12 protein-coding genes are annotated in these 12,215 nt (G+C 56.6%); 5 read left to right on the top strand and 7 right to left on the bottom strand.

Going from position 1 to position 12,215, the window contains the following annotated elements; genetic code table 11:
• On the bottom strand, positions 1 to 734 hold a 734-nt coding region (locus NW849_RS07425), incomplete at its 3' end, for a transposase (protein WP_414356953.1).
• A 328-nt stretch (positions 735 to 1,062) separates the two neighbouring features.
• Here NW849_RS07425 and NW849_RS07420 point away from each other — a divergent pair.
• On the top strand, positions 1,063 to 2,226 hold the full coding sequence (locus NW849_RS07420) for an S-layer homology domain-containing protein (RefSeq protein WP_414356951.1): 1,164 nt from the start codon (positions 1,063 to 1,065) through the stop codon (positions 2,224 to 2,226).
• Between the two features lie 38 nt (positions 2,227 to 2,264).
• On the opposite strand, the gene NW849_RS07415 is transcribed toward NW849_RS07420, so the two are convergent.
• Positions 2,265 to 2,900: an exopolysaccharide biosynthesis protein gene (locus NW849_RS07415; RefSeq protein ID WP_414356950.1), complete on the bottom strand. Its 636-nt coding sequence runs from the start codon at positions 2,898 to 2,900 to the stop codon at positions 2,265 to 2,267.
• A 122-nt stretch (positions 2,901 to 3,022) separates the two neighbouring features.
• Between NW849_RS07415 and NW849_RS07410 the strand changes: the two genes are divergently transcribed.
• The 4 genes from NW849_RS07410 to NW849_RS07395 all read left to right on the top strand — a co-directional run bounded on the left by NW849_RS07410 (position 3,023) and on the right by NW849_RS07395 (position 5,581).
• Entirely contained in the window at positions 3,023 to 3,448 is a 426-nt protein-coding gene (locus tag NW849_RS07410; protein WP_414356948.1) for a hypothetical protein, read from the top strand.
• Positions 3,449 to 3,641: 193 nt separating this feature from the next.
• A complete protein-coding gene (locus NW849_RS07405; protein WP_414344206.1) occupies positions 3,642 to 3,878 on the top strand; it encodes an ATP-binding cassette domain-containing protein in 237 nt (78 codons plus the stop codon).
• A 96-nt stretch (positions 3,879 to 3,974) separates the two neighbouring features.
• Entirely contained in the window at positions 3,975 to 4,577 is a 603-nt protein-coding gene (locus NW849_RS07400; RefSeq protein ID WP_083757641.1) for a J domain-containing protein, read from the top strand.
• Positions 4,568 to 5,581: a hypothetical protein gene (locus NW849_RS07395; protein ID WP_414344204.1), complete on the top strand. Its 1,014-nt coding sequence runs from the start codon at positions 4,568 to 4,570 to the stop codon at positions 5,579 to 5,581. The genes NW849_RS07400 and NW849_RS07395 overlap by 10 nt, the downstream gene beginning before the upstream one ends.
• A gap of 164 nt (positions 5,582 to 5,745) precedes the next feature.
• Here NW849_RS07395 and NW849_RS07390 read toward each other — a convergent pair whose 3' ends face one another.
• The 5 genes from NW849_RS07390 to NW849_RS07370 all read right to left on the bottom strand — a co-directional run bounded on the left by NW849_RS07390 (position 5,746) and on the right by NW849_RS07370 (position 12,108).
• Entirely contained in the window at positions 5,746 to 6,750 is a 1,005-nt protein-coding gene (locus NW849_RS07390; RefSeq protein ID WP_414356945.1) for a tyrosine-type recombinase/integrase, read from the bottom strand.
• Between the two features lie 48 nt (positions 6,751 to 6,798).
• Positions 6,799 to 8,151, bottom strand: a complete 1,353-nt coding sequence (gene accC / locus NW849_RS07385) for an acetyl-CoA carboxylase biotin carboxylase subunit (RefSeq protein WP_414356943.1) — start codon at positions 8,149 to 8,151, stop codon at positions 6,799 to 6,801.
• A gap of 154 nt (positions 8,152 to 8,305) precedes the next feature.
• Positions 8,306 to 9,241, bottom strand: coding sequence for a 4-(cytidine 5'-diphospho)-2-C-methyl-D-erythritol kinase (gene ispE, locus NW849_RS07380; protein WP_414356942.1), 936 nt, complete (start codon positions 9,239 to 9,241; stop codon positions 8,306 to 8,308).
• A gap of 122 nt (positions 9,242 to 9,363) precedes the next feature.
• The gene (locus NW849_RS07375; protein WP_011431474.1) at positions 9,364 to 9,816 is read right to left on the bottom strand and encodes a hypothetical protein; all 453 of its coding nucleotides are present in this window, start codon (positions 9,814 to 9,816) and stop codon (positions 9,364 to 9,366) included.
• A gap of 258 nt (positions 9,817 to 10,074) precedes the next feature.
• Complete coding sequence (locus NW849_RS07370; RefSeq protein WP_414356940.1) at positions 10,075 to 12,108, bottom strand: FHA domain-containing protein; 2,034 nt, start codon at positions 12,106 to 12,108, stop codon at positions 10,075 to 10,077.
• Positions 12,109 to 12,215: the final 107 nt, after the last annotated feature.

The following is a 12,215-nucleotide window of genomic DNA, read 5'->3' as shown; positions in this document are numbered from 1 at the left end:
CGCTGACGCGACTGAAAGCGTCTTTCCTTGCCAGACAGCCGTTGCAACAGTTCTCTGCATCTGCGCCGCGAACTGCGGGTGCCCTTACTGGCTTTACGTTGGAGTGCCGCCCTCAGCTTGGAGTAGTGGTCGCGGACTCGGTTCAACTGCTGTCCATTCCAATTGTCCCCCTCTGACGTATGGGCGATATCCGTCCTGCCCAAGTCCACCCCGATCACCCTGTCGGTATCTTGTTGCTTGGGTGGTTTTTTCTCTACGCAAATCTGGATGTAGTAGGAGCCATCCTTCCGCTGGACTAGGGTGGCCGATTTGGGGTTAGAACCAGCCAGCATCCCACGCTGGTAGTTGCCAATGGCTAGTTCAAAGCGCTCTCGCCCTTCCACCGTGGTCAGCGACACCGTCCAGTCTTTCTCGCGGAATGAAAAGATACGTGCGTCGTAGGTAACGAACCTACGCTTGAACTCTTTAACCGGACGGTTGCGCTGTCTCGCCACTTTGCGAGCGCTCGCCACCCGTCTGCACACCTGTTGAGCCAAGTTACTGGACAAGCCGAACCGAGCTCGAATCTCGTAGTAGCAAAGGGATTGCAGTTTGACCGCGTTGACGATCTTCTCCGGCGTGTTCTGGTTGACCCAGTTCAATGCCTGCACAAAGACATCCATCGTCGCGTCCAATTTGGCGGCTTGTGACGGGAACGCCTTGAGCTTACAGGAGACGGTCAGGACTTGGCTCATAAGTTCATTGTACTTCATCAAAGCGAATTCCTCCCGGCACTGACCCTACGGGTACAGTGCGGGGCTCCTGCGATTTCTAGCTGACGCGACAGAGATTTAGGGGTTTCCTTATCAATCCTCTGCAGTTGCGTTTTGCTGCAAATCTTAGGTTAGAAACGCTCAAATTACCTCAGAGCAAGGGTTTCCGCCATTGTCATCACTGAGGAAATAGCCAGAATAAAAGTAGCCATCGACCCAGCAATGGGCGCTACGACAACTCGGTGAACGAACGATGTTTCCCTCTCTTTTAAATCCACGTGCAGCAGGCATACTCCTATCGGGAGCTGTCTTGGGCATCCACTGCCAGGTGGCCATGGCCGCTCCCTTCCGCGACACCTTTGGTCACTGGGCCCAAGCCTACATTGAGACCCTCTCCGCTCAGGGAGTGTTGAACGGCTTCCCCGATGGCACCTTCCGCCCCAATGAGCCGGTTACCCGCGCTCAGTTTGCCACCATTGTCAATACCGCTTTCCGCCTTCGCAATACCTCTGGTACGTTCATCGGCTTTCGGGATGTGCCCCCCACCCACTGGGCAGCCAGCGCCATCTCGACGGCAGCAGCCAACAACTTGGTGGCAGGCTTTCCCGATGGCACCTTCCGCCCTGAGCAGCCCGTTACCCGCACCGAAGCGCTGGTGGTCTTGACCAACGCCATTGGCAACACGGGAGCGATCCCAGCCGCTCAGCCCAGCGATCTCTTCAGCCGCTACCGAGATGCGGCAGCCATCCCCAATTGGGCCCTGGCGCAAATTGCAGCGGCCAACCGCGCCGGGTTGATCGTCAATTATCCAGACCCGATGCTCTTGGAACCCAACCGTCCCGCCACTCGCGCCGAGGTAGCAGCCTTCACCCACCAGGCCATGCTTAACCGGGGATCCTTGGTGGCGCAAAACCCAGGGGGATCCCTCTCCGGTTCCCAGCCGGGCTTCGACCTGCGCCTTTCCACTCTGGCGGCGGGCACCCTGATGCAAACCACCACCCCCTTCAACGAGCGCCTCTTCATTGCTCCCAACGAAACCCGGCCCATGTCTTTGATCGTCCGCAACCCGATTCGCAACGCCCAGGGAGATATTCTGGTGCCTTTTGGCTCGCGGGTGGATGGCCGCTTTGAGCCGGCCCCGGGGGGCACCCGTTTTGTGGCGGAAAGCATTATCGTCAACAACCAACTGTTCCCCTTGGCTGCCCAATCGGACATCATTCACGATGTCAAGGATCCCCGCTACACCACCACAGGCAAAATCATTCAGGATGCAGCCATCGGTGCGGCAGCGGGCGCCATTCTCGGCTTGGTGACCGGAGACAATGCCATTGCCACAGAAGAAGTGCTGGGGGCGGGGGTGGCCGGAGCGGTGATCGGCAATGTCACGGCGCCGCAAGTGGTGGTGCTGGATCCCAATCAGGTGATCGAGCTGCGCCTCACTCAGGATCTGGCGTTGGCCCCGACATCCCGATAACCGGTGCAAGGCCGGAATCATAAGTGGTGTCGGCACGGCTATCTCCCCAGCCAATCCAAGAGGGTTGTTCCCCCCCACCACAGGCCGATCAAAATGGAAGTGGTCAGCAGTCCTCCTGCCACACAGATCAGGGATCCCAAGCTGCACAGGATCCCGTCTTCTTCCAAAAGCCCAAAGGCGGTGACGAAAACCCCCATCGCCGGCAGAGTGTTGGTGCCTGGAACGGGGATGATCATGGAAATCCCCATCAAGCCAATCCAGGTGCCCAGCCAGACTTGGCCAAGCCGTGTGGTGCAGAGCTGCCGCCAGCGGGGACGGGCAATCTTTTCAATCCGCTGCAGCCACGGGATCCCGGCCTGCGCCCACTTTTGAAATTGCTTCCGTTCAACAGAGGTCTGCAACACCCATTTCGGCAGCCAAGGGGTGGTTCGCCCTGCCACCAGTTGAAGGGCCAGCAACAGAATGAACACACCAAAGGGAGTGGAATAGCCGGGAGCCGGCAAGGGCAAAGCAGAAGGGAAAGAAAGGATCGCCAGAAACAAGCCAAAGCTGCGCTCACCGGCCAGTTTTAGAATGTCTTCGATGCAGATCGACCCTTCCGGGGAGGGTTCGGGCTGTTCTGGGCTGTCGGGAAGGCGGGAAAACCGGGCCAGCTCTTGGGATAGACGGGCCATAGAGGGTGCAGCAGGCAAAGTCTGGGAGCGGGTAGGTGCTACCTGGAGGGACAACGATAGCCTACTGCAAATTCAAATTGGGTTGGATATCTTAAGCAAAGGGGTGGTTTTGGAGAGGTGACATGCTCGGTGGTAGGTTTAGCAGGGCTACACCCATCAGCAGTCTTGAGCGACAGCAGAAGCATCCGACTCAGTCCAGCAAGGGGTTGCATGGGCTGGGATGGCTCCTGTTGCTGGGATCCCTGTTGATGGTGGGGCGCGGTGTGGCCCTGGCAGAAGCGCAGTTGGAGGTGGGCACTTCCACCACCCTGTCCCCGCAGGCAGCTCCGCCGGTGTTGCCACCCCCCCCTGTGGGAGTCCGACAAATTTCCCTGGATACCGATCCCGAACAAACTGCCGATATGCCCCTTTCCCTGATGGCTGAGCAGGTACTGGAGGCAGTGTGCGAAGCGCAAATTGATGCTCAGCGGGCCTTGGCTCTCATGCCCGACCTGAGCGAATCCCATATCCGTGCTGCCTGTCCGAAGCGACTGATCCCCAAAAGCTGAAGGGGCGGCCCCAAGTTGGCGCTGAAAAGTAGCCGGAAATACGTTCACTGCCAAGGAAAGGTGGTACTCAACCTGTGTACCTCTTTCTTCAGAGAGCCTTCCATTTATGATCAGCCTTTTTATGAGAGAGCCTGTCTGGTAGGGATCCTGGCGGGGGAACTCAACCGAACAGGCAAGCTGGGGGCGCTCTAGCGTGGACTTTGAACTACGGGCCGGGGAGATTTACGCTCTCCGGGGGGAGAATGGCGCCGGGAAAACCACCCTGATGAACATGCTGGCGGGCCTCTACCAGCCGGATGCTGGCGAGATTCGCCTGCGGGGCCGCCCAGTGCGGATCTGCTCCCCACACCAAGCCATCCAACTGGGCATCGGTATGGCGAAGCTTATGTGGTGCAAAGCTTTACAGGTACCGGCAACATTGTTACACTGACCTAAGATTGTCTGCATCATTGCGCAAATAAATTCACAGACAGCCTATAAGTTTTGTGCGGATCTACACTTGGCATCACTGACTTGAGGGGAAGCCATGCCCAAAAAAGCCGCCAGCACAAAACCAAAAACAACTAGGGCAACCTCAAGAGAAGAGACCAAGCCCGATCCGCAAGGGGCGATTGCTGCAGAAATCCAGCGCCTTTCCGATACCTACGGCATCTCTAAGGAACTCCTGGAGAATTTTGCGCGGTTTGTGGTCAGGCAGCTACAGCCACCGCCTCGGTTGTCTGTCAAAGAGCTGCAGAAAGCGATTTACAACCACTTTGGCGTTAAAAACGCAGCCGAGCTGAGAAAGTCAGCCAGCTTCAAACTGGCAACCAGCGGCATGGGCAAGCTGAGCTTATCCAACATAGACGATTTGGAGCGCATTTATCGTCAGCACATCGGGATCCTTCCCAACGAAGAGGGGGAAGAGGGGTATGGCTGCATCAACGGGATCAACATCTTCAAGTACGACTTGCCATGGCGGGTTTTTGGACTTGACCCCGATCGAGCTACCAATGAGGACATCAAAGCTGCCTTTTATCGCCTGAGCAAGATCTACCATCCCGATTCTCCAACCGGGGATGACAAAATTTTCCAGCGATTGACTCTCTTCTACAAAAGCCTTACGGAGAAATTTGAGCAATGGCTATAGTCTATGTTTCTTCAAACAAGCTCGCCGAATTTTTGGGTATCAGCCTTGAGGAACTCAGGGAGATTGAAGCCTACTTTGACAGTATCCCTGATGATGAGTGGGAACTGGTGGAAGGTAAAGACTATCGCGTTATCAACAAAAGTTCGGGGCTGAGAGAATACACGCAGTCTGGTGCTTACGCCATTTTATCCTTTTTAAGGTCTAGGTCAGAGCAAGGTCGTAAGTACTCTACAGACACAAGCATTAGGAATTGGTTCAAGGAAGAGTATCGCAAGAGGCAGAAGGCTCTGGTGGATCATAGGATCCTCGAAAACAGCTCCTCTCTGGTCAGAAGACAAGATCAGTTTTGGCTATCTCTTCAAGATGTTGTGACGATCTTTGGAACTCGAACTGATTACCTTAAGAAAGCGCTTGAGATTGCATCAAAACAAAGTAAACTCATCAAAGACGTTCATTACACACGCTTTGGCAACGACGACACTGTCTACCTCTCTTTGCGAGGCATCTATGAGCTTGCCAAGATTATGGTAGAAGTCCTCAAGCAAAACCACAGAAAAGACTGGTGTCGAGATGTTGGCGAACGCATTGAACCCCAGATTCAGGCAATCGTCAAGACAATCCAGGATAGACAAAGGCAGATAGAAAGAGCAAAAGAGCTTGCAAGAAGAAGGGATAAAAATCTCTGTAGAGTTACTCGAAAAACAGCCAGTAGCCTAACGGTTCACCATCTCTACTCTGAAGCGCACTATCCAAAGATTGCAGCAAATCTTTCCAACCTGATTACTATAGCCAGCGAAGTGCATAGCCACTTTCATCAGTGGATGGGAGGTTTCAACGAGCCATGTACAATTGATGACTTCATCAAGTATGTTTTGGAATACTATCCTGAGAACAAAAACCTGATCATCTGGTTGGGACAACAGAAGGCCAGTCTTGGGCCGCAGTTGCCCATTGGCAAGGGGAGAGAGCATGTGCTCTACATTCCTCTCCAGCGTGTAACTTGAAATAACCCATTGGTTATCGGTTGTTTTCAGGTCATTCCAACCACCTTAGTCAGGTTTGTCCGTCCTTGAGGATCCTTGATCTCTTTTTGGGGATCCCTCTTTCTGCGAGCAATCCGCGTCTGTCTCACTGGAAACGACAGAGGCCATAGTACAGCCAGGGATCCCTAAACCAAGCCCTGATTTAAGATCTCGCGGGAACGGGCGATGGCTGCTCTCAAGTTGGCCCGCTGGGTGTAGCGCATCGTCATGGCGGCAGTTGTATGGCCCAGCAGGTGCTGGATATGCTCAGGGGCAACGCCACGATCCAGCAGCAAGGTGGCAAAGCTGTGGCGAAACTGGTGAGGGGTTTGATGTCCTGGCTCAGGCTCGGTGAGCTTGAGAACAATGTGGCGCAGGCCATCGTAGGTCAGGGGGCGGCCTCGGTAGGCCAAGCAGCGAGATTGGGAAACAAACAAGGGATCCGTCGGCGCGCACAGGCCCCGTTCTTGGCTCAGATACTGTTGCAGCAGCTCGGAGAGGGGATCCCCTATGGCCACAGCGCGGGGTTTGCTCCCCTTGCCACAGCGCACTTCCAACAGGGATCCCTCAGGGCTGATTTGAAAATCTTGAACGGTTAAGTCCAACAGCTCCTGGGCCCGCAGCCCGCACTCCAGCATCAGGCGAATCAAAGCCGCGTAGCGCAGAGAATGGTTTTGGGCCCGCTGCAACACCCGCTGTAGCAATAACCGATCCAGATCGCGGGGCAAACGAGCGGGTAGGCGGGCAGGTCGAATGGCTTGGGTGGGCAGGGGATCTTGAAGGTAGCCCCGTTGGCTGGCCCATTCAAAAAATTGTTGCAAGGCCAACCGCTTGAGGTTGTAGGTGGCCGGAGAGGCGGGCGGGTGGATCCGCTGGCCAGAGCGGTTGCGAAACGGACGGCCCTTCAAGCTGTTCAAAAAGGACTGGACGTGGGCAGGCTGCACCTGGGGCAGCGGCACCGGGCAAGTTTTGGCAAACTGCTCCAGAGCAATGCGGTAGGTACGGCGGCTGGCAGGGGCCAGATCCCGCTCCCGCTCCTGCAAAAATTGCGCCGCCAGATGGCTGAGACTGGGAGCAGGGCCGCTCGGTTGAGTCTGTCGAACCTGACCAGGTCGGGGATCCCTCATCTTTAGCCCACTGGCAACCCTCAACCAACTCTATCCTTCCCCTGCGAGCAAGCTCCAGCTTGGACTCGGCCCCTACCCCGGCATCAAATGCTGAGCAATGAAGTCCGTGTACACTTCGCCCCTCAAAAAAGCTTCATGGCGCAGGATCTGCTGGTGGAAAGGGATCGTGGTGGGCACCCCAGTGATGGCGCATTCCCCCAAAGCCCGCTGCATGCGGCGGATGGCTGCTGCCCGGTTAGGCCCCCAGACGATCAGCTTGCCCAACAGCGAATCGTAGTAGGGGGGAATGGTGTAGTCGGTGTAGATGTGGGAATCCATGCGCACCCCCGGCCCCCCAGGGGGCAAATAGGCGCTGATCGTGCCCGCGCAAGGCCGAAACTGCTGCTTGGGATCCTCGGCGTTGATGCGGCATTCGATGGCATGGCCCCGCAGTTCCACATCCTTCTGGCGAAAGGTGAGGGGTTGACCTTGGGCAATGCGAATCTGCTCGGCAATCAGATCCAGCCCTGTCACCATCTCGGTAACCGGGTGCTCCACCTGGATGCGGGTATTCATCTCGATGAAGTAAAACTGGCCGTTTTTATCCAGCAAAAACTCCACCGTGCCCGCTCCCACGTAATTCACCACCTTGGCTGCTTTCACCGCCGCTGCTCCCATGCGGCTGCGCAGAGCCGTTGTCAAAGCCGGGCTGGGAGCCTCTTCCAACAGCTTTTGGTGTCGCCGTTGAATGGAGCAATCCCGCTCGTACAGATGCACCACATTGCCCTGACTATCCGCCAAGATTTGAAACTCCACATGACGGGGGCGCTCGATGAACTTCTCCAAATAAACCCCGCCGTTGCCAAAGGCCGCTTGGGCTTCCCCCTGGGCGGTGCGCAGCATCTTCAGCAGCTCCTGGGCATCTTTAGCCACCCGCATACCGCGACCCCCGCCGCCGGCTGTGGCTTTGATGATCACCGGATAGCCGATTTTCTCCGCCAGCTTCACCGCCTCTTCATCCGAAGTGATCAACCCGCGGCTACCGGGCACGGTCGGCACCCCCACCGCTTGCATGGTTTCGCGGGCCGTGGCTTTGTCGGCCATTTTGCGCATCGCCTCTGGCGAGGGGCCGATGAAGACTAGGTTGTGGTCAGCACAGATCTCGGCAAATTTGGCATTCTCCGCCAAGAACCCATAGCCCGGATGAATGGCAGTGGCTCCGCGGGTGAGGGCTGCCGAGATGATGTTGGGGATGTTGAGGTAGCTTTTGGCCACCGGGGCATCTCCTACGCAAACAGCCTCGTCCGCCAGTTGGACGTGCAGGGAGTTCTGATCCGCAGTGGAGTAAACGGCCACCGTTCGGATCCCCATTTCCTGACAGGTGCGGATGATGCGCAGGGCAATCTCACCCCGGTTGGCGATCAGGATCTTGGTGATGGGCGGCATGAGGGAGGTTCAGAGCAGAGAGATAACTTGACCGCTAAAGCCAGCAGTCTGTGAACGCAAGGTTAAGTTTAGGTGCTCATCCTACTATGCCAACCAGAGGGAAGAATAGAGAAGGCTGGTGGGGATCCCACATTCAGCCCATCCAGTCGACAACCTAGGTAGGACTGAGGCTACAGGGATCCGGCTGCAGCAGAATCCCAGTGGGGGCAAACTGCGTCACCCAAAACTCTACATCCTGAAACTGGTGACGCAGGGTGTTGCGCACTTGGGCGGCCAGCTCCAGGCTGGGCATGATTCCGAAGACCGTTGGCCCTGACCCCGACATCAGGGATCCCAGGGCCCCCGCCGAGAGAAGAGCTTGGCGCAGTTCCCCTACAATCGCGTACTCCGGCAAAACCACCTGTTCCAAGTCATTGCGCAAACTCCTGGCTAACGCCGGCGGATCCTGACGGCTGAGAGCCGCCAACGCCTGCGGCAAGGTGGGCAGTGTGGGTTTGGGTAGGGCATCCCCTCCCAAGCTCCCCTGACGAGAACGAAAGGCTTGATAGGCCCAGGCGGTGGAAACCCCCAGGTGCTTGGGCTTGGCCAGCAGCACAGGGATCCCTTCCCAATCGGCCAGCGGCTCCAAAACTTCCCCGCGCCCAGTGGCCAGTTGCGTTCCCCCCTGGATACAGAAGGGAATGTCGGATCCCAGACGGGCTGCCAAGCTCTGCAACTCTCCCACCGTCAGGCCCAGCCCCCACAGTTGGTTTAACCCCACCAAAACCGCCGCCGCATCAGCCGAGCCCCCCGCCAAGCCTGCTGCCACCGGAATGTGCTTTTCGATGTGGATCTCCACCCCGGCGGAAGAGTGACACTCTTTTTGCAGCAGCTCAGCGGCTTGATAGGCAAGGTTGCGGGCATCTGTGGGCACTTCTGGGCGATCGCAGGTGAGGTGGATCCCGTGAGGACGGCACTTCAACTGCAGGCGATCCGCCAAATGAATGCTCTGCAACACCATCGCCACCTCTGAATACCCGTCAGGACGGGATCCGAGGATTTCCAGGTAGAGGTTGATCTTGGCGCGGGCAATCAGGGTACAGGCTTGCATGGGGCAAAAATCTGGGTCAGCAACAACTTTTCAACTCCCCTCAGCCTGTACAGACCTGATCAAAACACAGACTTATCCGGGGAGGTCTCCCAGCCCGATTCTAACGGCAATGGATCCCCTTTCTAGCTGCCGGAGCGCGGCCATGGCCCCAGCCACTCTCCACCGCGAAAGCGCCAGCGGGGAAACAAAATGCGCATTACCACCCAAGCGCTGAGGTAAAGGCAAACCCAGACCACACTGTAGTGGAGAATAAAATCTCCCAAGTCAAACCGTTGGGTTGGGATATAAGGAAGACCCACCACCTTCAAGACTGTACCCAAAAAAAGCCCTTCCCAAATGCCGGCCAAAAGCTGAAGGATCCCAGGCCAATCGTGATCCCACATCCACCCCATCAGGTAGTTATAAACAACATCCCAAACACAGCCAAACAGACCTACGTAGAACAGCACCCAAAAATAGGTGAGGCTGCCGCCATGTCCAGTGATCCCAAAATAAAAGGGTAAACTTGCCAAAACACCAACGGTGGCCAATAAGAAAATGCGAGTTTGCCAGCGGCCAATCAGGGTCGGAGTCATCTTTTCCTCCAGCAGTTTTGCCTATCGAGATCATCAGGATCTATTTCGCTCCCGGTCTGTTTGAGAGAATCTTCTGGCCTTCACCCCCATCCGTTCTCCCTTTGGTAGAGAAGAGTTAGGGCTCAGCGCAACGCCACTTTCATGAGGCTAGCGCGATGGGGAATGGCCATGGTGTGCCGCCAATGTTTTACGTGTGGGACAGCGTTGATAACCAAAAACATCTCACAAAATCCAGAAGCGTTGCCCAATGTCGGCAAGCTAGGGGCTGATGTTTAGGGCCCACTTGCACCATTGCCACAGGGATCGGATCCCTTCTAAGCCTTTGACCCCCGGTGCCCGCAGTCGAGCCAGGTGTTCCACCGAGCGATGGGCACAGTACTGTAAACCCAAAAACGTATCCACCGGCGCATAGGGCCCGCCCAAGGTGATGATCCCAGCGGCGTACATTCGCCCATCCCGGTTGCGCATCTCCACCAGCTCAAAGTCGTTGGAGACATGCAAGCGCCCGTGAGGATTGAGGGGCAGGTTGTAGTGGGTAATTAGATCGTTGAGGAGAGGATTGGTCATGGGATCCGAAACCAAACCCGTACAGTCGATAACGAAATCGGCCTCCACCTTTAATTGCGTGTTGTTGTGGGTACCTCGAATGTAGGTTACCGGCTTACCCTTGTCGCCGGGAACCACCGACTCCACCTTGCCGAACACAATCGAGTACCAGCCCTCTCGCAACCCTTGCCGCACGATCCGCCGCCATTTCCGCCGACTTGCTGTCGTGGTGCCGCCCCAAGCTTCCAGCAGTTCGCGCCGTTCCAGGGGGGTCGCCGCTTCCAATTTGGCCCGCAGAACTCCTCCCCAAGTGCCCTTGGGCCAGTTGAAGGGCTGAAACTCCCAATGGTTATCCACTGCCCGTTTGGCTCGTCCGAAGCGATTACCGCTTTTGGGCGCACGGCTCAGATGCACCACCGAGATGCGGGGGTTGACTTTGCGGGCTTCGTAAAGGCGTTCCATCACCTGAGAGGCGACGATCCCAAATCCCCGAATTAGGACGGTGCCACCTTGTTTCTCCAACTGCTCATAAACGTGATCATGAGGCTCATAGCCGTGTACCACCGATCTCAAATCTCCTGTTTTTTCGCGAAACTCCTGCAGGTCGTTGAGCAACTTGATGGCCGGATATCCAGTTGCCAAATGGAGATACTTGGCCACCATAAAACGGTGATCCGTATGGCCGGGCCGCGTTGCCGAATAGGCCACCACATATCGCCCATCCTCCGTTTTGCGAATGGCGCGAATATGGCCGTAACACAACATTTGCTCCCAACCAATTCGGGCTGCCTCCCGATCCATTGAGGCAAATACATCCCCCGCCCGCGGCGTATAGGTATCTGCCAACAAGGGCTCACTAAATACCTGCCACAAAAAGCCGAATGCTTCCAACAATCGGCCGGAGAAAAAGGAACGCCAAGCATCCCGCAGAGCATAGCCGGGCCAGCCCCAAATGTTGTCTGGACAAGAATCGGAGCCAGAGCGAATTCGCTTCCAGCGGGGGATCTGGCAGTTGGTCAAAAGCCGTTCATACCGTTCGTAGGGTTTGCGGGCAATGCTGATGACGCGGATGTGTTCCGGTCTGACCCCGTAGATGCGCAGGGTATCCACCCAGACAAAGCTGCCGATACCGCCGCCCAAGGCCAAATAGAGGGTCTCTTCCACAGGTAGTCCGGTGGCTTTGAGGGCGCTCAGGGCAATTTGCTCAGCTCGAAACAAATCCGGCGGCGGAAAATCCGAGCCAGGCCGCACCTCGGGAAGCTGCTCTGGGGCGAAAACCACCGTGGAAGCCGGGGGAACCTCAAATGCAGTGTCGGGTTGGGTTGCCGGGCGAATCAGGTCGGTGCGAGGCTCTAGCAGGAGGGTAGGGGTACCGCGATGGGTGCCGGTCAAAAGGGTGGCATTGGGATCCCTGGGGGAGACTAAACCAACAGTGATGCTGTAGGGGCCAAGCTCCACCACTTCCCCCCCCTGCAACACCCGGCGTGCCTGCCGGATTTTTTCTCCATTGATGCGGCTGCCGTTGGCACTGCGATCTTCATAGATGACCTGGCCATCCTCACCGAGATAAACGAGGGCGTGGTAACGGGAGATCTCCTGGCTGGCAAACACAGCCCGTGCCACTTCTTGCCCCTGCCATTCCTGCGGCAATTGGGCCAGCTCTCTGCCCAAGGCGAGAGGCAACGGAAAGATCAGCTCCTGCTGTTCTTCGGTGATGGGATCTTCCCAGCTCAGTTGAATTTGCATAGCTTCTGCTCACCTTTATAAAAATCATGATGGAGCCATTGAGAAAACCCAGAACAACGCGACCTCACAGGTCACCTCGGGGTTTGTCCGGGATCCCTTTTTTCTAT

Origin of the sequence: Synechococcus sp. R55.3, assembly GCF_047461975.1 — a bacterium.
Classification (GTDB): domain Bacteria; phylum Cyanobacteriota; class Cyanobacteriia; order Thermostichales; family Thermostichaceae; genus Thermostichus.
Note: the sequence above shows the minus strand (reverse complement) of the source record. Positions and strands in the feature narration are given on the sequence as shown.